Source organism: Streptomyces sp. 135 (assembly GCF_020026305.1).
GTDB lineage: Bacteria > Actinomycetota > Actinomycetes > Streptomycetales > Streptomycetaceae > Streptomyces.
In genome coordinates, this window is record NZ_CP075691.1 from 2608863 (window position 1) to 2628288 (window position 19426).

The following is a 19426-nucleotide window of genomic DNA, read 5'->3' on the forward strand; positions in this document are numbered from 1 at the left end:
CGGTCCCCTGCTTTACGAAACGTTGACCCCGAAGTCTAGAGCGATGCCCCGCAGGCCCGACGCGTACCCCTGCCCGACCGCGCGGAACTTCCACTCGCCTCCGTACCGGTACACCTCGCCGAAGATCATCGCGGTCTCCGTCGAGGCGTCCTCGCTCAGGTCATAGCGCGCGAGCTCCTGCCCGTCCGCCTGGTTCACCACGCGGATGAACGCGTTGCTGACCTGACCGAACGCCTGCCCGCGATTGTCCGCGTCATGAATCGATACCGGGAAGATGATCTTGTCGCAGTTGGCCGGGACCTTGGAGAGGTCGACCAGGAGCGATTCGTCATCGCCGTCGCCCTCGCCGGTGAGGTTGTCGCCGGTGTGCTCGACGGAGCCGTCGGGGCTCTTCAGGTTGTTGTAGAAGACGAACCACTCGTCACCGAGGACCCTGCCCGCGTCGCACAGCAGCGCGCTGGCGTCGAGGTCGAAGGGGGCGCCGGTGGTGGAGCGCGCGTCCCAGCCGAGGCCGACAAGGATCTGGGTGAGGTTCGGTGCGGCCTTGGAGAGGGAGACGTTGCCTCCCTTGGCGAGTGTGACGCCCATGTTCGTGGTCCTCCCCGAGGTGACGGGAGTGCCCCCGAGCCGACGGGGACACGCGGTGATGAGCACGTCCGGCGCCGCACCTCATGCGTGTGCGACGCCGGACGAAGAGGCGGAGGGCCGCTCGGCTCAGACGTTGACGCCGAAGTCCTGCGCGATACCGCGCAGGCCCGAGGCGTAACCCTGGCCGACCGCGCGGAACTTCCACTCGGCGCCGTGGCGGTACAGCTCGCCGAAGACCATGGCGGTCTCCGTCGAGGCGTCCTCGGAGAGGTCGTACCGCGCGATCTCCGCGCCGCCCGCCTGGTTCACGACGCGGATGAACGCGTTGCGGACCTGGCCGAACGACTGCTGACGCGTCTCGGCGTCGTAGATGGAGACAGGGAAGACGATCTTCTCGACGTCCGCGGGCACCGAGGCCAGGTCGACCTTGATCACCTCGTCGTCGCCCTCGCCCTCACCGGTGGTGTTGTCACCGGTGTGCTCGACGGAGCCGTCAGGGCTCTTCAGGTTGTTGAAGAACACGAAGTTCTGGTCACCGCTGACCTTGCCTTCCGCGTTCGTCAGGATCGCGCTGGCGTCGAGGTCGAAGTCCGTACCTGTGGTGGTGCGGACGTCCCAGCCGAGGCCGACCAGAACAGCGGTCAGGCCAGGCGCCTCCTTGCTCAGCGATACGTTGCCGCCCTTGCTGAGGCTGACTCCCACGAGTCCTCCCAATTGGTGTCCAGGGGCGGGGAGCCCCAAGCGTTGCGTTGCATCGGATCAACGAGTGGATCCTAGTGACCGGTTCCCGGCCGCCACAGGCTCTGCACCTGAAGAATCACAGGGTGTCGCCCCTGAGAGAACCAAGGGTTCGCCGAAGCGGGGGTCGTCGGCCGGATCGGGTGAGGCCGTCGGCCGGATCAGAGCGTTTCGAGCGCCTTGACGTACTCGTTCAGGTCACGCGCGTCGGGCAGGCCGTTGACGACGCTCCAGCGCACGACGCCCTCCTTGTCGATGATGAAGGTGCCGCGCACCGCGCAGCCCTTCTCCTCGTCGAAGACGCCGTACGCGCGCGAGACCTCGCCGTGCGGCCAGAAGTCGGAGACCAGCGGGTACTCAAGACCCTCCTGCTCGGCGAAGACGCGCAGCGTGTGGATGGAGTCGTTGGAGACGGCGAGCAGCTGGGTGTCGTCGTTGACGAACTTCGGCAGCTCGTCGCGGAGCGCGCACAGCTCGCCGGTGCACACGCCGGTGAACGCGAACGGGTAGAAGAGCAGCACCACGTTCTTCTCGCCGCGGAAGTCGGAGAGCCTCACGGTCCGGCCGTGGTTGTCCTTGAGCTCGAACTCCGGGGCCTTGGTGCCGGTCGCGATTCCAGCGAGCGCCATGACTACGCATCCCTTCGACGGGGCCCCTCGGGTGGGGCCGTTCGGGTGACACCCACCCTACTTCCGTCGATCTACGCCCTTTGGGGCGCCGGCCCGGACGCGGGCGGGTCCGTACATGCGTGAGGCCCCCGCCGACGGATGGTGTCGGCGGGGGCCTCACGGCTGTCTCTGCTGGGTTCGCGGCTCGGCGCGCGTGGCTAGCGCTTCTTCGCGGCCGCCTTGGGCGTGACCAGGCGGGTGCCGCTCCAGTCCTTGCCGGCGTTGATGCTCTTGGTCTGGGACAGGCCCGCGGTGGTGGCCGCCTCACCGATGTCGCTCGGCTCGACGTAGCCGTCACGACCGGTCTTCGGAGTCAGCAGCAGAATCTGGCCGCCCTCCTCCATGTACGCGATGGCATCCACCAGCGCATCAGTCAGGTCCCCGTCGTCCTCACGGAACCAGAGCACCACGGCATCAGCCACGTCGTCGTAGTCCTCGTCGACGAGCTCTGTGCCAGTGGCCTCCTCGATGGCCTCGCGGAGCTCCTGGTCGACGTCGTCGTCGTAGCCGATCTCCTGGACCACCTGGTCGGGCTGGAAACCAAGCCTTACGGCAAGGTTCGTCTCCGCGTGGTCCGCGGTCGCGCTCACGGATTGCCTCCTGATCATGTTTTTCGGGAATGCCTTCAGCCACGCGCGTGCGCGGGGCATTGGCCGTAGTCCACACGGGCGGGGCGGATCGCGCAAGTACCCGGCCGCCGAGACCGCCGAAACGGTGACGTTCCCGGCCGTGTCGCCGCAACTGCCGCCTCATCCGTACGGACCGAACGGCTCTGCGAAGCAGCTAGGCAGGATGGGCGTATCGTTGCGATTTGGTCGAGCCTACCCCAGAGACCGCCAGGTGAACGTCTCGGTTACCTCTCGGTAGAGATGACGTCCGCGTCAGTCGGGTACACGATGGGGAGCGGTGCACGGCCAGGCAGAACCCAGGCGAGAGCCCCAACAGCGAAGGAACAGCGTGGCTTCCGGATCCGATCGCAACCCGATCATCATTGGCGGCCTGCCGAGTCAGGTCCCGGACTTCGATCCCGAAGAGACCCAGGAGTGGCTGGACTCCCTCGATGCCGCGGTCGACGAACGCGGCCGTGAGCGGGCCCGCTACCTGATGCTCCGGTTGATCGAGCGCGCACGCGAGAAGCGCGTGGCCGTTCCCGAAATGCGCAGCACGGACTACGTCAACACGATCGCCACCAAGGACGAGCCGTTCTTCCCCGGCAACGAGGAAATCGAACGCAAGATCCTGAACGCGACCCGCTGGAACGCCGCGGTGATGGTCTCGCGCGCCCAGCGCCCCGGCATCGGCGTCGGCGGCCACATCGCCACCTTCGCTTCCTCCGCCTCCCTCTACGACGTGGGCTTCAACCACTTCTTCCGCGGCAAGGACGAGGGCGACGGCGGCGACCAGATCTTCTTCCAGGGGCACGCGTCCCCCGGTATCTACGCCCGCGCCTTCCTCCTGGACCGGCTCACCGAGCAGCAGCTCGACGCGTTCCGCCAGGAGAAGTCCAAGGCGCCCAACGGCCTGTCCTCCTACCCCCACCCCCGGCTGATGCCGGACTTCTGGGAGTTCCCGACGGTCTCCATGGGTCTCGGCCCGCTCGGCGCGATCTACCAGGCGCGGATGAACCGCTACATGGAGGCGCGCGGCATCGCCGACACCTCCAAGTCGCACGTCTGGGCGTACCTCGGTGACGGCGAGATGGACGAGCCCGAGTCGCTCGGCCAGCTCTCCATCGCCGCCCGTGAGGGCCTGGACAACCTCACCTTCGTCGTCAACTGCAACCTCCAGCGCCTCGACGGCCCGGTCCGCGGCAACGGCAAGATCATCCAGGAGCTGGAGTCGCAGTTCCGCGGCGCCGGCTGGAACGTCATCAAGCTGGTCTGGGACCGCAGCTGGGACCCGCTGCTGGCCCAGGACCGGGACGGCATCCTGGTCAACAAGCTGAACACCACGCCCGACGGCCAGTTCCAGACGTACGCGACCGAGACCGGCGCCTACATCCGCGAGCACTTCTTCGGCGACGACCACCGGCTGCGCGCCATGGTCGAGAACATGACCGACGAGCAGATCCTGCACCTCGGCCGCGGCGGTCACGACCACAAGAAGGTCTACGCGGCGTACGCGGCGGCCAAGGCCCACAAGGGCCAGCCGACGGTGATCCTCGCCCAGACGGTCAAGGGCTGGACCCTCGGCCCGAACTTCGAGGGCCGCAACGCCACGCACCAGATGAAGAAGCTGACGGTCGACGACCTCAAGGGCTTCCGCGACCGCCTGCACATCCCGATCACGGACAAGCAGCTGGAGGACGGCGCCCCGCCGTACTACCACCCGGGCCGGGACTCGGAAGAGATCCAGTACATGCATGACCGCCGCAAGGGCCTCGGCGGTTACGTCCCGACCCGCGTCGTGCGCGCCAAGCCCCTTCAGCTTCCCGAGGACAAGGCGTACGCGGCCGCGAAGAAGGGTTCGGGTCAGCAGTCGATCGCCACCACCATGGCGTTCGTCCGCATCCTCAAGGACCTCATGCGGGACAAGGAGATCGGCAAGCGCTTCGTGCTGATCGCCCCCGACGAGTACCGCACCTTCGGCATGGACGCGTTCTTCCCGAGCGCGAAGATCTACAACCCGCTCGGCCAGCAGTACGAGGCCGTGGACCGCGAGCTGCTCCTCGCCTACAAGGAGTCGCCGACGGGCCAGATGCTGCACGACGGCATCTCGGAGGCGGGCTGCACCGCCTCCCTGATCGCCGCCGGCTCGGCCTACGCCACCCATGGCGAGCCGCTGATCCCGGTCTACGTCTTCTACTCGATGTTCGGTTTCCAGCGCACCGGCGACCAGTTCTGGCAGATGGCCGACCAGCTGGCGCGCGGTTTCGTCCTCGGCGCCACCGCCGGCCGCACGACGCTGACCGGTGAGGGCCTCCAGCACGCCGACGGCCACTCGCAGCTGCTCGCCTCGACCAACCCGGCCTGCGTCGCCTACGACCCGGCCTTCGGTTACGAGATCGCGCACATCGTCAGGGACGGTCTGCGCCGGATGTACGGCCCTGACAGCGAGGACGTCTTCTACTACCTCACCGTCTACAACGAGCCCATCCAGCACCCGGCCGAGCCGGAGAACGTGGATGTCGAAGGCATCCTCAAGGGCATCTACCGCTTCAAGTCCGGCGAGCAGGGCGCCATCCCCGCCCAGATCATCGCGTCGGGCGTCGCCGTGCCGTGGGCGGTCGAGGCCCAGCAGATCCTCGCCTCGGAGTGGAACGTCAAGGCGGACATCTGGTCGGCCACCTCCTGGAACGAGCTGCGCCGCGAGGCCGTGGACGTGGAGCGCCACAACCTCCTGCACCCCGAGGAGGAGCAGCGCGTCCCGTACGTGACGCGGAAGCTGTCCGGCGCCGAGGGCCCGTTCGTGGCCGTCTCCGACTGGATGCGGAGCGTCCCGGACCAGATCTCCCGCTGGGTGCCCGGCACTTACCAGTCGCTCGGCGCGGACGGCTTCGGCTTCGCCGACACGCGTGGCGCGGCCCGCCGCTTCTTCCACATCGACGCCCAGTCGATCGTGGTCGGCGTGCTGACCGAGCTGGCCCGCGAGGGCAAGGTCGACCGCTCCGTCCTGAAGCAGGCGATCGACCGCTACCAGCTCCTCGACGTCGCGGCCGCCGATCCCGGCCCGGCCGGGGGCGACGCGTAGCGCACGTCCCATCCGGAGGGCGGCGGGGCACAGGTCCCGTCGCCCTCCGGCGTTTCCTACGATGCGCCCATGAAGGAACAACCGGCACAGATCCGTTGGGAGCAGCGCACCCAGCGCCCTCTCCTCGCGCTCGCGGTGGCGTTCGCCCTCGCCTACGCCGTGCCGATCGTGGTGCCCGACGCGAGTCGGACCATCTCGCGGACCTGCACGATCGTGGAGTGGGTCGTCTGGGGCTCGTTCGCCGTCGACTACGTCGTACGTCTCCTCCTCACCGATCAGCGGCGGCTTTTCATCCGCACGCACTGGCTCGACCTGTGTGCCGTTCTCCTTCCGATGATTCAGCCGCTGCGGTTGCTGCGGCTCGTCTCCACGCTGATGCTCGTCGGCCGGCGGGCGCGCATGGCGTCGCAGATAAGGCTGACGACGTATGTCGTGGGCTCGGTGGTGGGCCTGCTGATGTTCGGTTCCCTGGCGGTGCTCTCCGTGGAGCGGGAGTCACCGAACGGGAACATCAAGACGCTGGGTGACGCGGTGTGGTGGTCCTTCACCAGCATGACGACGGTCGGCTACGGCGATCACGCTCCGACGACGGGACTCGGCAGGGTGCTCGCGGTCGGATTGATGCTGTCGGGCATCGCACTCCTCGGTGTGGTCACCGCGAACATCGCGGCGTGGTTCATCGCCCGATTCGACAAGGACGACGCGGAGGAGCGACGCCAGACGGCCGCGATCGAGGCACTGACGGCAGAGGTGAAGGCACTGCGGGAGCAGGTGACGGGGCTTTTGGGGGCGGGGGCGGTGCGGGGCGTGGACTCGGTGCTGGGGGCGGGGTCGGTGCCGGGGGCAGGGTCGGTGTCGGATGCGGACTCCGCCCCGGGGGCGAGCTCGGTGCCGGGAGCGGGCTCGGCACCGGAAGCGGGCCCGGCACTGGAGACGGGCCCGGCACTGGAGACGGGCCCGGTGCCGGGGGCGAGCGCGGCGCCAGGCTCGGGCTCGGCGTCGGCGGCGGACGTGACGCCGCCGGTGGGCTCCGTGCCCCCACCCGCGGCCGCCGAGGGCACCGCCGGGCAGAGACGGCGGTGCGCCCGTGTCAGAACATGCCGTCCATCGTGGTCGCCCCCGATATCCGAAGAAGCGCGAGGACGGTGTCGATCGCGCCCAGGATGAGGGCGACCAGGGCCGGTGCCGGGCGGGCACCGGCCCAACTGCGGCCCAGGGCGAGCCAGCCGCACACGATCGCCATGGGGCCGAGGATGATCCCCAGCACGAAGAACCCGGCGATCGCACAGACGGCTCCTACTACGCCGAGCGTCGCGCGGTCCGGCCCACTCCGCGACCACGTACGGCCGCGTGAGCGGGGGTGCTTGCGCGTGGCGTGTCCGAAGCCCGCCATCATCACTCCTTGAGTCAGCCCGTTCGGGGCTCAAACCGCGAGTACCCCGCCTCAGCGCTCCCAGACCTTGAACGCCCGCACCCGGTAAGGAGAGTCGGGCGCCCAGGTGCCACTGCCCGGGTAGGTGTTGAACTCCCCGGTCTCGCCGCACTTCGCGGATTGGTACGTGGTGACAGGCCGGCCGGTGCGGTTGGCGAGAGCTTGCGCGCTGCCCCCCTCCGGCAGCGTGATACAGCTCTCGATGTCGATGTCGGCCAACTCATACGTATGCCGGTCACCCTTGAACTGCGCCTTCTCCCAGAGGCAGAGCTCACCCGGCGCGCATCCGCGGAGCGTCGGTGGGGCCGCGGCCACGGCGTGCATGGGTGACAGGACCAATGCGGCGAGTGCGGCGGCGGTGACGGTCGTGGGCATGGTCGTACGCATGTGCTCAACCCCCGTGTGGTGTCGCTCAGTTGTCCGCGTCGTGCGGATCTCATGTCTGAACTCTGGACCGTCCGACCGCGCCATCGGAAGGGGTACGAATGTGCGTCACCCGGATAGGCGAAAGCCCCCCAGAATGTCCCTGAGGGGCTTTCCCTGACTTCTGCCGCCGCCCAGCCGTCCACGGACATGCGGCACACCAAATGTCCTAAATGTGCACCGCACCCGCACCGGCTTCGGCGTTGGTTCCACGCTTGGCGAGGAACGCGACGAAGACCGCGACCACCGCGACACCGGTGGCGACCAGGCAGGCCATGCCCATGCCCGACATGAACGTGTCGTGCGTGACCGAGGTGATCTGCTCGGCGACCGACGGTGGCGCCTTCGGCGGGACCGGCGCTATGCCGACCTGGACGGCTTCGGCGGCCTTGTCGAGTTCGGCGGGGCTGAGCGGCGGCAGCTTCGCCTTCGCCCAGTTGTCGGCCAGGTCGCTGTCGACCTTCGACGCCATGACGGCGCCGAGGACCGCCGTGCCGAGGCTGCCGCCGATCTGCATCGCGGCCTGCTGGAGGCCGCCGGCCACACCGGAGAGCTCCATCGGCGCGTTGCCCACGATGACTTCGGTCGCGCCGACCATCACCGGAGCGAGACCGAGGCCGAGGAGCGCGAACCAGAGCGACATCAGACCACTGCCGGTGCCCGCCTCCAGCGTGGACATGCCGTACATGGCGGCGGCGGTGAGCAGCATGCCGCCGGCCAGCGGGATCCTCGGACCGGTCTTGGTGATCATGGCGCCAGCCAGCGGTGAGCCCACGATCATCATGCCGGTGAGGGGCAGCAGGTGCAGACCGCTGTCGACGGGACTCATCCCGTGCACGTTCTGGAGGTAGAAGGTGACGAAGAAGAGTCCGCCCATGAAGGCGATGGCCATCAGCACCATGAGGACCACGCCCGCGGACAGCGCCACGGAACGGAACAGGCCGAGCGGTATGAGCGGCTCCTTGACCTTCGACTCCCACGCCGCGAAGAGCACGAAGCTCAGTACGGAAGCCGCGATGAACGTCCAGGTCAGGCCGTCGCCCCAGCCCCACTCCGGAGCCTTGATGAGCGCCCAGACCAGGCAGAACATGGCCGCCGACAGCAGGGCGATGCCCAAGACGTCGAAGGACCTGGGGGCGTTCTCGGCGCGGTGGTCCCTGAGGATGAACAGGCCGAGCGCGACGGCGAGGACGCCGACCGGCACGTTGATGAAGAAGACGGACTGCCAGCTGACGTGCTCGACGAGGAGACCGCCGAGGATGGGGCCGCCCGCCGTGGAGGCACCGATCACCATGCCCCAGATGCCGATGGCCATGTTGAGCTTCTCGGCCGGGAACGAAGCGCGGAGCAGGCCGAGCGCGGCAGGCATCAGCAGGGCACCGAACAACCCCTGGAGCACGCGGAAGGTGACCACCAGCGGGATGGTGTCGGACAGGCCGATGGCCCCGGAGGCGGCGGCGAAGCCGATCACTCCTATGAGGTACGTCTGACGATGGCCGAAGCGGTCACCCAGCTTGCCCGCGGTGATCAGCGAGACGGCGAGCGCCAAGAAGTAGCCATTGGTGATCCACTGCACCTCCGCGAAGGTGGCGCCGAGATCAGCCTGGATGGCGGGGTTGGCGATCGCGACGATGGTGCCGTCCAGGGCGACCATCATCACGCCGATCGCGACAGAGAAGAGCGTCAGCCAGGGGTGACCGCGGAGCCCCTTGGCCGGGGTCGGAGCGGACACCGGCTCCGGCGCCTTGTCCGCCTTGTCGGCGGTGGTCTGACTAGTCATGCGACCAGGCTAATGACAGCGACTGACAGTTGACAAACGTCTTCACAAGTCGGTAACTGACATGAAGCTGCCCGCAGATATGCTGAACTGGGCAAACAGTCAGAGGGGGCCATGGCGTGAAAACCGGGCAGCGAGCGACAGGACCCGGGGAAACCCAGGCCGAGACCACCGAGGACGTCTCGCCCGGACTCGCGGCGCCCGGACTGCGGGAGCGCAAGAAGCAGCGCACTCGTGACGCGCTGCTGCGCGCGGCACTCGAACTCTTCACGACCAAGGGGTTCGAGGAGACGACCGTCGACGAGATCGCCGAGACCGTCGAGGTGTCCCAGCGCACGTTCTTCCGCTACTTCGCCAACAAGCAGGAGGCCGCCTTCGCCGTCCAGGAGATGGTGGAGGCGCGGTTCGTCCAGAGCCTGCGCGATCGCCCCGCCGAGGAAGCCCCGCTCGTGGCGCTGCGCGGAGCGATCCTCGGCGCCTGGGAGGCCATGGGGCAGTCGATCGAGGAGGTCGTGCCGGTCGAACTGCACATGAGCACGTACCAGATGATCGAGTCGACCCCCTCACTGCTCGCCGCGCACCTGCGCCGCTCCATGGAGACCGAGGAAGAGATAGCCCGCGTGATCGCCGAACGGGAGGGACTCGACCTGGACACCGACCCGCGGCCGCGCGTGGCCGTGGCGGCGTTCAGCGGCGTGATGCGGGTGACGGGTCGACTGTGGGGCGCCGGCGAGGACATCAGCGTGGAGTCCATCCGAGAGCTCACCGAGCAGTACCTCGACCACCTGGGGCCCGCCCTGGCCGCGGACTGGCGTACGCCTCGGCCGTCTTAGCCGTCCGCGCCGACCGCCGTCGCGAACCATCCAGTGGGTGGAATTCGCACCTAGGTTGGGCAATGGAGCAGGTGCCCTAAGTAACGCACGCGCGTGGCGCTCGACGGCGCGCCATTCACCCACAGAGCGTGACGAAGCGCTTCGATATGTGCCCGCTGTGCCTCAATTACCCCTCTAGAAACGTGATCTGCCTCACGCGATGTACGGTATGCATCAGGGTTCTCCTAGGGTGTTCCGCAGTGACTTCCTTCGACTCCTCCCCACAACTCAACGCGTGGCGTGCTCTGCTCGCGCTGGCCGTCGTGTTCGTCATGCTGGCGACCACGGGCTGGACCGCCGTGCGGAACAACAAGGGCGACTCGTCGCCTCTCGAAGCCGAGATCTCCGCCTGGGAGCGGGGGAACATCGACGGGCGCGCGCTGCCCGACCCCGATGCTCCCGCCGCTCGGCTCAGCCAGTTCTTCGCCTCGCTCGACAAGAAGCAGCGCAACCGGCTGGCCGGCCGCTACCCCCTCGCGGTCGGCAACATGAACGGTGCGCCTTCCGAACTGCGTTATCGCGCGAACCGCATCGCCCTGGGACAGGCCCGCAAGGTCGAGCGGGAGCGTATGCGCGACAAACGCCTCTCCCCCTTGGGGCAGCAGGAGGCCGAGCGCAGAATGAAGCGCTTCGGGGTCATGATGCGCCCCGGACGCCAGGTCCTCGCCTTCGATCCCATGGGCTCCGGTCGCATGGCCGAAGTCATCGGAGACCTCGACAAGGCCCGCCGTGTCTCTGTCGTGGTACCCGGCGTCGACACCAACGTGCTGACCTTCGAGCGGACTTTCCGCAAGTACTCGGCGCCGGTGGGCATGGCCAAGGCGCTCTACCGCGCGGAGCGCTCCGTGAACCCACGCGCGCGTACCGCCGTGATCGCCTGGGCCGACTACACCGCGCCCGTGGGCATCGGCGTGGACGCGGCCACGGCCATGCGCGCCGAGAGCGGTGCCGTACGCCTCGACTCCATGGTGCGAGGGCTCCCCGGGCGCTCACCGGTCGCGCTGTACTGCCACAGCTACGGCTCCGTGGTGTGCGGTGTGGCCGCGCGGACCCTGCCTGCGCGGGTCACCGACATCGCGGTCGCGGGCAGTCCCGGGATGCGCGCCGACAAGGCATCGCAGTTGGGTACGGAGGCCCGGATCTGGGCCGCCCGGGACAGCGACGACTGGATTCAGGATGTGCCCTACATGGAGGTCGGCGGGCTCGGCCACGGCGCCGACCCGGTGTCCGGCGGTTTCGGCGCGCGGGTGCTGTCCTCGGCGGGTGCCGCGGGCCACACCGGCTACTTCGAACCGGGCACGGAGAGCCTGCGTAATTTCGCCGAGATCGGCACAGGTTCATACGACGGGGTGCGATGCGCGAGTGGGGACGACGTCTGCCGGAAGGGCATTTCCGGCGAGGCGGCGGCCTGACGCGCGTAGAAATCGACGAAACAGCGGCCCGCCGCAGGAGGGACGGAGGCGCGCGTGCCGCCTACGATGAGCCGCATGGGTGACGTACTGGCCGGATTTCATGCCGCCTGGGAGTTCGAGTCCGACTCCGTGCTCATCCGCTTCGAACGGGGAATCCGCACACCGAAGCTCTACCAAGCGCTCGGTGAACGGCGTATCCCGCATGAGGCGATCGCAGCGGTGACACTCTCCCCCGGGAAACGCGGGACCGTCGTTCTTCATGCCGTGCCGAGACCGGGCGCCGATCCTTTGATGGAGGCGGCGGCGGGCCAGCTCAAGGACGGTTGCGACCCGTACCGCTTGGTGCTGCCCGCCGAGCGGGAGACCCTCGCCGAGTACTACGCGGACGAGCTGCGGGCACAGATCACTTCGGACGACACCGGACCCCCGGATCGCTATCTGGTGGCCGCCCCCGAGGCTCCGTTGCACTTCAAGGCGTACGACGGCAAGGCGTCCTTCGACGGCAAGCTGGTGTCCTTCCGGTGGTTCTGGACGGGCGCCTCGTCGGCGAAGTGGAAGGCCGGTGACCAGAGCTTTCCCGTCACGGATCTGGGTGGCATCGAGTGGCGCTCCCCGGAGGTCTTCGAGGGGCATCTGAGGCTGCTGCGCCATGATTCCCCCGTGGCGCAGCCCGCGCAGGCCGATCAGGACCCCGCGGCCGTCGTCTTCGGCCTCGGGTACGGCCCGGTCCACGAGTCGCTGCCGTTCGCCGCGTCGGTCCTCGCGGCGATTCGGTCCTCGGGCCCGGCCCTGACCTCCGCCGGCGTCGGAGCCGCGCCGACATCGGCTGTCCGGCGCGATCCGGCGGACATCGCGGACCGCATCCGGCATCTGGGCGAGCTGCACCAAGCGGGTCTGCTCACGGACGAGGAATTCACGGCGAAGAAGGCCGAGCTGCTGGCGGAGCTGTGATCCACGCGGTCACCACCGCCTCCCGTGGGGCGGTGGTGATACCTGGGTATGAGGTCCGGTCCAGCACCCCGGTATGACGGCGCGCGGGGTGCTTCACGCCTACGCTGACCAGGCCATGAGCAGCGCGACGACACCTCCCGATCAGAGCCCCGACCGCCCGGTGGACGAGCCGGGTGGCCGCGGGTCCGGCCTCCGGCGTGCGACGGCAGCCGTCGTGGACGGTCTGCGGACGGTGGGGGCCTCCCTCGCGACGCCCGCGGGCTCGACCGAGCCGCTGCTGGCGAGCGCGCCCAAACGCTGGGTGCGGATGCTGCCCCATGTGATCGCGCTGGGCTTCGTCGCCACCCTCATCCCTGTCACCGTGCAAGTGCTGACGCATGACTACGGCGTGGGTGGCGGCCTGGCGGGCGCCCTGGGAGTCGCGCAGGTCGCCCCGTTGTTCCTCGCGGTCACCCGGCCGCTTCCCGCGTGGTGGATCGTGATCGTCGCGGATGTCGTGGGCGCGATCACCACGATGGCATCGGACCCGGACCGGCCGGGACCATGGACCCCCATGATCATCGTGGGGTATCTGGTCCTCTGCTGTGCCCTGTCCCTGCGAGAGAGCCGCCGGACACTGCTCGGGATCTGGTTGGTCACCGTGGTCGCCGGGCTGGTGCTCGGGGCGTTCCACGGAAGCGGCGGCCAGGACACCGGCGTGCTGCTGATCGTGCTGAGCGGGGCCGTGCTGCTGCTCGGCTCCCTGCTGCGTGAGCGCGGCGACGCCCGGCGCAGGCTCGTCGAGCAGGAGACCATCAGCGAGACCGAGCGCTCCCAGCGCACACTCCTTGAGGAGCGGGCCCGCATCGCCCGCGAGTTGCACGACGTCGTCGCCCACCACATGTCGGTCATCACCGTCCAGGCGGACTCCGCGCCCTACCGCCTCGACGGCCTTCCCGACGCGGCGCGCGAGGAGTTCGGGAGCATAGCGGCGAGCGCCCGGGAATCCCTCACCGAGATGCGGCGGCTGCTGGCGGTGCTGCGCAGCGAGGGTGTGAACGGCGAGCGGGCACCCCAGCCCGGCCTGGACCGGCTGCCGCACCTGGTCGAAGCCACGGTGCGGGCCGGCATACCGATCGACCTGTCACGCCCGGAGCTGGCGATCCTCACGCACCTCGCCAAGGTGTCACCGGCCGTGGACCTGTCCGCGTACCGCATCGTCCAGGAAGCCCTGTCGAACGTGATGCGGCACGCCCCGGGCGCCCGGACCACGATCACGCTCAGTCTGGACGACGAGAACCTCCTGATCCTCGTGGTCAACGGCCCGTCCGAGCAGCCTCCCGCCTCGCTGGAGGGCAGTGGCACGGGCCACGGACTTGTCGGCATGCGCGAGCGCGTACGGTTGGTCGGCGGCACGGTCGACGTCGGGCCGCTGCCCGACGGCGGCTTCCGCGTCGCCGCCCGGCTCCCCCTCCTCCCGAAGGACTCCGGCACCGCATGACCATCCGCGTGATCATCGTCGACGACCAGGCCATGGTGCGGGCCGGCTTCGCCGCCCTGCTGGCGGCGCAGAGCGACATCGACGTCGTGGGTGAGGCACCGGACGGCAAGAAGGGTGTCGAGGTCAGCCGCAGCACACATCCCGATGTCGTCCTGATGGACGTCCGCATGCCGGAGATGGACGGACTCGCCGCGGCCCGCGCCCTGTTGGATCCGCCGCCGGGAGTGGTGCACCTGCCGAAGGTGCTGATGCTCACCACCTTCGACGTGGACGACTACGTGTACGAGGCGCTGCGCGCCGGAGCCTCCGGGTTCCTGCTCAAGGACGCGCCGCCCGCGGACCTGATCTCGGCCGTCCGTGTAGTGGCCTCCGGCGAGGCGCTGCTGGCCCCCTCGGTGACCCGGCGGCTGATCGCGGACTTCGCGAAGCAGCGTCTCGCGCCGCGAAAGGACCAGTCGCTTCAGCTCAACGGCCTGACGCCGCGTGAGACCGAGGTACTGGTGCTGATCGCGCGCGGCCTGTCCAATCAGGAGATCGCCGAGCGCCTGGTGCTCGCCGAACAGACGGTGAAGACCCATATCGGTCGCGTGCTCAGCAAGTTGGGGCTGCGGGACCGCGCCCAAGCCGTGATTTTCGCCTATGAGTCGGGGCTGGTCACACCGGGCGAGCAGTAGCCCACCCCCTACCTCGGTATCACCACCGCATACGCCGGTATCACCTGAGAGTTGGCTCCTCGGTGTGACGTGTCGTCGCACACCGTCTCCCTATCTTTCGCTGCGTCAGGCCACAGCGCGCCACGGAGCGGGGAGGGAGACCGGCCATGCGGATTCGGTCCTGGAAAGCACGGAGCAAGAGGGCGCTGGTCACCGCCGCGCTCATGACGACGGTCGTGGCGGGTACGGCGGGTTGGACGGTCGGCAATGAGCAGCAGCCACTCACGGGCCCGCCACCGGGCATGAGTTCCTGGCGCGCGGACCATTCCTTGGGGATGCGGCTGCCGGATCCCGCGGCCGCATCCCCCGTCCGCGTCGCCGCGTTCTTCGACTCGTTGAGCGCCGCCCGGCGCCAAGAGCTGGTGACACGGCACCCATCGGTCGTCGGCAATCTCGACGGAGCCCCCATAGCTCTCCGGTACGAGGCCAACGCCCGCTTCCTCAAAGCCGAGCGGAAGCGGGAGCGAGCCCGGGCGACCGACCCCGGCCTCACCGCCCAGGACCGTGCGCGGGCCCGTGCCCTGATTATCCGTTACGGCGAACTACTTGCCCCGGGGCGCCAGATACTGGCGTTCGACCCGCGAGGCCGCGGCCAAGTGGCGGAGGTGTACGGCGACTTGGGCCGGGCCGACCACGTCTCTGTCGTCGTGCCGGGCTCCGACATCGACCTGAACACCTTCGACCGCGCCAACGACAAGTACGGCACGCCGGCCGGGATGGGCCGCTCCTTGTACGCGGCGGCGGGCAAGCGCACGGCCGTGGTCGCCTGGGTCGGGTACACCACCCCGGTCGGCCTCGGCCCGGACGCCGCCACGGGCCGCCTCGCCGAAGCGGGTGCGCCACGCCTCGCGCGCTTCACGCAGGGTCTGACGGCGGCAGGCGCCCCGAGACCCGCCGTGTTCTGCCACAGCTACGGCTCGGTGGTGTGCGGCCTGGCCGCACCACGCCTCACCGCGACCGACCTGGTGGTGCTCGGCTCTCCCGGCATGCGGGCGCGGAGCGTGGCCGATCTGCACACCGACGCCCGCGTCTGGGCCGCCAAGGACGACAGCGACTGGATCGGCAAGGTGCCGAACGTCGAGCTGTTCGGCCTCGGCCACGGCGAGGATCCGACGGCCCCCGGCTTCGGCGCCCGGCGCGTCCCCGCCGAACAGGCCGAGGGCCACACCGGCTACTTCACCCCCGGCACGGACTCCCTGCGGGCTTTCGCCCGCATCGCGGGCGGGGCCGACCCCGCCGGCGCCACCCGGACCATAGGAGCACGGACATGAGCCTTCCCCTTCTGAACCGGCTGCGCGGAGCGGCCTGCGCCATCGACGCCAGAACGCCGGCCCACCGTGACCGAGCCATAGACGGGCTGCGCGCCGTGGCCCTGCTCGCCGTGCCGACCGGACACTGGCTGCTGGGCGGCTTCACCCTCGACACCGGAGGGGCGCTGCACAACGCGAGCCCCCTGTCCTCGTTCGGCTTCTTCGCACCGATCAGCTGGGTGCTTCAGATGCTGGGCATCTTCTTCCTCGTGGGCGGCTATGCCTCCACACTGTCGTACCGGCGGGCGGTGGCGCGGGGCGAAGCGACGGGCGCCTGGCTGCGTGGGCGCCTCGCGCGACTGGGGCGGCCGGTCCTGGGCGTGACCGCGGTCTGGGCCGCGCTGCTCCCGGTGCTGTACACGCTGGGGGTGCCGGGCACGACACTGCGCACGGCGTCCACGCTGGTCATACAGCCCTTGTGGTTCGTGGGCGTCTACACGGTGATCACGGCGCTCACCCCCTGGTGCATACGGGCGGCGCAGCGGCTGGGGGCCTGGGCCGCGCTGCCCCTGGTCGGGTCGGTCGCCCTGGTGGACTTCCTGCGCTACGGGCCGTTCGCGGAGGGCATGCCTTCCTGGCTCTCCCTGCTGAATCTGCTGCCGGGTTGGATGTTCGCCTACCAACTGGGCGTCTCCTGGGGCGAGAAGAGGCTGGGCGGGCGCGGGGCCTGGATCCTGCTGGCCGGTGGCACCGCTCTCTTCGCCGCCCTCCTCCTCGCCTTCCACTATCCGGCGTCGATGGTCGGCGTCCCCGGCGAGGCCCGGACGAACTCGCATCCGCCGTCGCTGCTGGTCCTTGCCCTGGCCGCAGCGCAGAGCGGTGCGGCGATCCTGTTGCGGGACCGCATCGGCCGTCTGCTGCGCAGGCCCGCTCTGTGGGCGCCGGTCGTCGTGGTCAACCTGTCGGCGATGACGATCCTGTGCTGGCACCAGACGGCGCTGCTGGCCGCGGCCGTGCCCGGCTCGTTCCTCGGCGCGGTGCCGGGGCTGACCACGGGCCCCGACACGCTGGGCTGGATAGCGGCTCGGATCGCCTGGCTCCCGGTTCTCGCGGCGCTGCTGGTCCTGATAGGCCGTTACGCCCGAGGCTTCGAGGCGCCGTGGAAGCGCGCGAGCCACGCGAGGCGGGCGCTCGCCGGAGTCCTGGCGGCCGGGTTCGCGGTGTTCGCCCTGGGCCTCGCGTGAAGCAGGTTCAGACGCTCTCCGACGTCTTGCGGGCACCGGCGTACGTATCGATCTTGTAGTCGAGGACCGAGAGGGTGTCCTGCAACTCGGCGATGCGGCTGCGGACATCGCGCCGGGTGCGCTCCAGAAGCTCCTGGCGCTCGGGGAAGGTGTGCTGACCCTCGCGGACGAGCTCCGCGTAGCGGACCATGTCCGCCACCGGCATCCCGGTCAGGCGGAGCTTGCCGACAAGGGCCAGCCAGTCCAGGTCGCGATTGCGGTAGCGGCGCTGGCCCGTGTGGGAGCGGTCGATGTGGGGCATCAGGCCGATCCGCTCGTACCAGCGCAGGGTGTAGGCGGTGAGACCGGTGAAGGCGGCCACCTCGCTGATCGTGTAGTGGTCCTGGCCGTCCGGGCGCGGGGGCCCGGCGGGTGCCGAGGCGCAGGGGTCGACCCCCCGGGCCGGGCGGGCGGGTGCGGGCGTGGTCTCCATCACCGTCATGCCCTCACGCTAGAACCTTGGAGTGCGCTCCAAGCAAGTGGGTTCGGGAGAAAAGAGGGGGCGTCTCATTTCTTGGTCACTGGTGACCACCTGACGTCACGGTGCTTCGCAGGGAGGAATTAGGCTCTTGGGCATGCAGAGCTTGGGGATGATCGAGAACTGGCCGGTGTCCACCGCTGCCGCCGCTGTCGTCCGTGCGGACGGGACGGTCGCAGGCAAGCACGGGCCGACGCACCACCGCTTCGCCCTCGCCTCGGTCACCAAGCTGCTCGCGGCGTACGCGGCGCTGGTCGCGTACGAGGAGGGTGCGGTCGAGCTCGACGAACCCGCCGGACCCCAGGGGTCGACGGTGCGGCATCTGCTCGCGCACACCAGTGGGCTCGCCTTCGACGAGCACCGGGTGATGTCGGCGCCGGGGACGCGGCGGCTGTACTCCAACGCGGGGTTCGAGGTGCTGGGCGATCACATCGCCAAGGCGACGGACATCCCGTTCGGGGAGTATCTGCGGCAGGCCGTGCTGGAGCCGCTCGGCATGACCGCCACCGCGTTGGAAGGCGAGGGTTCGCCCGCCAAGGACGGGGTGTCCACCGTCGACGACCTCGTCAGGTTCGCCGCGGAGGTGCAGGCGCCTCGGCTGCTGGACGCGCGGACGGTGGCCGTGGCGATGACGGTGACGTATCCGGGGCTGAAGGGTGTACTGCCGGGGTACGGGCATCAGAACCCCAACGACTGGGGGCTCGGGTTCGAGATCCGGGACTCCAAGGCACCGCACTGGACGGGGAGTTCGTCTTCGCCTCGGACGTTCGGGCACTTCGGGCAGGCCGGGACGTTCCTGTGGATCGACCCGGACGCGGGCGCGGCCTGCGTCGCCCTCAGCGATCGGCCCTTCGGGCCCTGGGCCGTCGAGGTGTGGCCCCCGTTCACCGACGCGGTGCTCGGAGAGCTCTGAGGCTCCGGCCCCACACCACCCACTCCGCCTGCCCCCCGCCTACTCCCCCACTTGCTCTCCGCCTACTCCCCCGCCATCTCCCACACCAGCAGTTCCGCCGAGGCGTCGCCCACGGCCACCGCCTCCACGCCCGTCTCGGCTGTGATCCGCGCCGAGTCCCCGGCTGTCAACCGCTCCTCGCCGAGCCGTATCTCGCCGCGCACCACGTGGACGTAGACGAAGGGGGAGTCCGGCAGCGCGGTCCGTTCGGCCGGGGCCAGGCGGCGGGTGTGCAGCAGGGCGCCCGCGCCGGGGATCTCGTACGGGGTCGAGTCGGCGATGCCGTGGATGACGGCGTAGGACGGGTCGCCGCCCGGCGCGAGGGGGGCCAGCCACATCTGGATGAAGACGAGAGGAGCCTGGCCGTCGTTGCGTTCCACGTGGCGGACGCCGCCCGCCGCGGACAGGTGCTGGACGTCGCCGGGGCGGACCAGTGACTCGCGGCCCGTCGAGTCGCGATGGGTCAGTTCGCCCTCGACGACCCAGGTGACGATCTCGGTGTGGCTGTGCGGATGTTCGTCGAAGCCCGCGCCGGGCGCGAGGCGTTCTTCGTTGCAGGCCAGGATCGCGCCGAAGCGGAGGTTGTCGGGGTCGTAGTGCGGTCCGAAGGAGAAGGCGTGGAAGGACTCGATGCCCGCCGCCGCCTCCCCGCCGCGGTACCGGTCGCCGGAGCGCCGTACGTCTATCACGCACCCCACGTTAGCCCCGGCACCGCATGT

The 19426-nt window shown here is 69.5% G+C and carries 18 protein-coding genes and 1 pseudogene; 10 read left to right on the forward strand and 9 right to left on the reverse strand.

Annotated features, from left to right (window positions below):
• Positions 1–12: 12 nt before the first annotated feature.
• From KKZ08_RS11735 to KKZ08_RS11750, 4 genes are all read right to left on the reverse strand, one after another.
• On the reverse strand, positions 13–588 hold the full coding sequence (locus KKZ08_RS11735; RefSeq protein WP_223774402.1) for a TerD family protein: 576 nt from the start codon (positions 586–588) through the stop codon (positions 13–15).
• A 126-nt stretch (positions 589–714) separates the two neighbouring features.
• Positions 715–1290: a TerD family protein gene (locus tag KKZ08_RS11740; RefSeq protein ID WP_223774403.1), complete on the reverse strand. Its 576-nt coding sequence runs from the start codon at positions 1288–1290 to the stop codon at positions 715–717.
• Positions 1291–1487: 197 nt separating this feature from the next.
• Positions 1488–1955 carry a peroxiredoxin gene (locus KKZ08_RS11745; RefSeq protein ID WP_205033911.1) on the reverse strand — a complete coding sequence of 156 codons (468 nt, stop codon included), beginning with the start codon at positions 1953–1955 and terminating at the stop codon, positions 1488–1490.
• A 197-nt stretch (positions 1956–2152) separates the two neighbouring features.
• A complete protein-coding gene (locus tag KKZ08_RS11750; protein ID WP_205033912.1) occupies positions 2153–2584 on the reverse strand; it encodes a DUF3052 domain-containing protein in 432 nt (143 codons plus the stop codon).
• Between the two features lie 367 nt (positions 2585–2951).
• Between KKZ08_RS11750 and aceE the strand changes: the two genes are divergently transcribed.
• Together aceE and KKZ08_RS11760 are read left to right on the forward strand one after the other, a co-directional pair.
• Positions 2952–5684: a pyruvate dehydrogenase (acetyl-transferring), homodimeric type gene (aceE, locus tag KKZ08_RS11755; RefSeq protein ID WP_223774404.1), complete on the forward strand. Its 2733-nt coding sequence runs from the start codon at positions 2952–2954 to the stop codon at positions 5682–5684.
• Positions 5685–5753: 69 nt separating this feature from the next.
• Positions 5754–6458, forward strand: a pseudogene (locus tag KKZ08_RS11760) (potassium channel family protein); the annotation flags it as partial.
• Positions 6459–6774: 316 nt separating this feature from the next.
• On the opposite strand, the gene KKZ08_RS11765 reads toward KKZ08_RS11760, so the two are convergent.
• The 3 genes from KKZ08_RS11765 to KKZ08_RS11775 form a co-directional block, all read right to left on the reverse strand.
• The gene (locus KKZ08_RS11765; protein ID WP_223774405.1) at positions 6775–7080 is read right to left on the reverse strand and encodes a small hydrophobic protein; all 306 of its coding nucleotides are present in this window, start codon (positions 7078–7080) and stop codon (positions 6775–6777) included.
• Positions 7081–7128: 48 nt separating this feature from the next.
• On the reverse strand, positions 7129–7503 hold the full coding sequence (locus KKZ08_RS11770; protein WP_223774406.1) for a peptidase inhibitor family I36 protein: 375 nt from the start codon (positions 7501–7503) through the stop codon (positions 7129–7131).
• A gap of 205 nt (positions 7504–7708) precedes the next feature.
• Positions 7709–9319: an MFS transporter gene (locus KKZ08_RS11775; RefSeq protein ID WP_223774407.1), complete on the reverse strand. Its 1611-nt coding sequence runs from the start codon at positions 9317–9319 to the stop codon at positions 7709–7711.
• A gap of 203 nt (positions 9320–9522) precedes the next feature.
• Between KKZ08_RS11775 and KKZ08_RS11780 the strand changes: the two genes are divergently transcribed.
• From KKZ08_RS11780 to KKZ08_RS11810, 7 genes are all read left to right on the forward strand, one after another.
• The gene (locus tag KKZ08_RS11780; RefSeq protein WP_223779015.1) at positions 9523–10149 is read left to right on the forward strand and encodes a TetR family transcriptional regulator; all 627 of its coding nucleotides are present in this window, start codon (positions 9523–9525) and stop codon (positions 10147–10149) included.
• Positions 10150–10388: 239 nt separating this feature from the next.
• Positions 10389–11600: an alpha/beta hydrolase gene (locus KKZ08_RS11785; protein ID WP_223774408.1), complete on the forward strand. Its 1212-nt coding sequence runs from the start codon at positions 10389–10391 to the stop codon at positions 11598–11600.
• 75 nt (positions 11601–11675) lie between these two features.
• A complete protein-coding gene (locus KKZ08_RS11790) occupies positions 11676–12551 on the forward strand; it encodes a DUF4429 domain-containing protein (RefSeq protein WP_223774409.1) in 876 nt (291 codons plus the stop codon).
• Positions 12552–12666: 115 nt separating this feature from the next.
• The gene (locus KKZ08_RS11795) at positions 12667–14031 is read left to right on the forward strand and encodes a sensor histidine kinase (protein WP_223774410.1); all 1365 of its coding nucleotides are present in this window, start codon (positions 12667–12669) and stop codon (positions 14029–14031) included.
• The gene (locus KKZ08_RS11800) at positions 14028–14705 is read left to right on the forward strand and encodes a response regulator transcription factor (RefSeq protein WP_223774411.1); all 678 of its coding nucleotides are present in this window, start codon (positions 14028–14030) and stop codon (positions 14703–14705) included. Before KKZ08_RS11795 ends, KKZ08_RS11800 begins: the two co-directional genes overlap by 4 nt.
• Positions 14706–14851: 146 nt before the next feature.
• The gene (locus KKZ08_RS11805) at positions 14852–16015 is read left to right on the forward strand and encodes an alpha/beta hydrolase (protein ID WP_223774412.1); all 1164 of its coding nucleotides are present in this window, start codon (positions 14852–14854) and stop codon (positions 16013–16015) included.
• Positions 16012–17238 carry an acyltransferase gene (locus tag KKZ08_RS11810; protein WP_223774413.1) on the forward strand — a complete coding sequence of 409 codons (1227 nt, stop codon included), beginning with the start codon at positions 16012–16014 and terminating at the stop codon, positions 17236–17238. Before KKZ08_RS11805 ends, KKZ08_RS11810 begins: the two co-directional genes overlap by 4 nt.
• Before the next feature lie 7 nt (positions 17239–17245).
• On the opposite strand, the gene KKZ08_RS11815 is transcribed toward KKZ08_RS11810, so the two are convergent.
• Positions 17246–17719, reverse strand: coding sequence for a MerR family transcriptional regulator (locus KKZ08_RS11815; RefSeq protein ID WP_223774414.1), 474 nt, complete (start codon positions 17717–17719; stop codon positions 17246–17248).
• A 133-nt stretch (positions 17720–17852) separates the two neighbouring features.
• Between KKZ08_RS11815 and KKZ08_RS11820 the strand changes: the two genes are divergently transcribed.
• Positions 17853–18668: a serine hydrolase domain-containing protein gene (locus tag KKZ08_RS11820; protein WP_223774415.1), complete on the forward strand. Its 816-nt coding sequence runs from the start codon at positions 17853–17855 to the stop codon at positions 18666–18668.
• A gap of 62 nt (positions 18669–18730) precedes the next feature.
• On the opposite strand, the gene KKZ08_RS11825 is transcribed toward KKZ08_RS11820, so the two are convergent.
• Positions 18731–19405, reverse strand: a complete 675-nt coding sequence (locus tag KKZ08_RS11825; RefSeq protein ID WP_223774416.1) for a pirin family protein — start codon at positions 19403–19405, stop codon at positions 18731–18733.
• Between the last annotated feature and the right edge of the window lie 21 nt (positions 19406–19426).

Bases quoted from the DNA above. Each gene is read 5' to 3' on its own strand.
- KKZ08_RS11795 (WP_223774410.1), top strand. From the start codon at position 12,667: ATGAGCAGCGCGACGACACCTCCCGATCAGAGCCCCGACCGCCCGGTG.
- KKZ08_RS11790 (WP_223774409.1), top strand. From the start codon at position 11,676: ATGGGTGACGTACTGGCCGGATTTCATGCCGCCTGGGAGTTCGAGTCC.
- KKZ08_RS11820 (WP_223774415.1), top strand. From the start codon at position 17,853: ATGCAGAGCTTGGGGATGATCGAGAACTGGCCGGTGTCCACCGCTGCC.
- KKZ08_RS11805 (WP_223774412.1), top strand. From the start codon at position 14,852: ATGCGGATTCGGTCCTGGAAAGCACGGAGCAAGAGGGCGCTGGTCACC.
- KKZ08_RS11800 (WP_223774411.1), top strand. From the start codon at position 14,028: ATGACCATCCGCGTGATCATCGTCGACGACCAGGCCATGGTGCGGGCC.
- KKZ08_RS11735 (WP_223774402.1), bottom strand. From the start codon at position 588: ATGGGCGTCACACTCGCCAAGGGAGGCAACGTCTCCCTCTCCAAGGCC.
- KKZ08_RS11765 (WP_223774405.1), bottom strand. From the start codon at position 7,080: ATGATGGCGGGCTTCGGACACGCCACGCGCAAGCACCCCCGCTCACGC.
- KKZ08_RS11775 (WP_223774407.1), bottom strand. From the start codon at position 9,319: ATGACTAGTCAGACCACCGCCGACAAGGCGGACAAGGCGCCGGAGCCG.
- KKZ08_RS11810 (WP_223774413.1), top strand. From the start codon at position 16,012: ATGAGCCTTCCCCTTCTGAACCGGCTGCGCGGAGCGGCCTGCGCCATC.
- KKZ08_RS11770 (WP_223774406.1), bottom strand. From the start codon at position 7,503: ATGCGTACGACCATGCCCACGACCGTCACCGCCGCCGCACTCGCCGCA.
- KKZ08_RS11815 (WP_223774414.1), bottom strand. From the start codon at position 17,719: ATGACGGTGATGGAGACCACGCCCGCACCCGCCCGCCCGGCCCGGGGG.
- KKZ08_RS11745 (WP_205033911.1), bottom strand. From the start codon at position 1,955: ATGGCGCTCGCTGGAATCGCGACCGGCACCAAGGCCCCGGAGTTCGAG.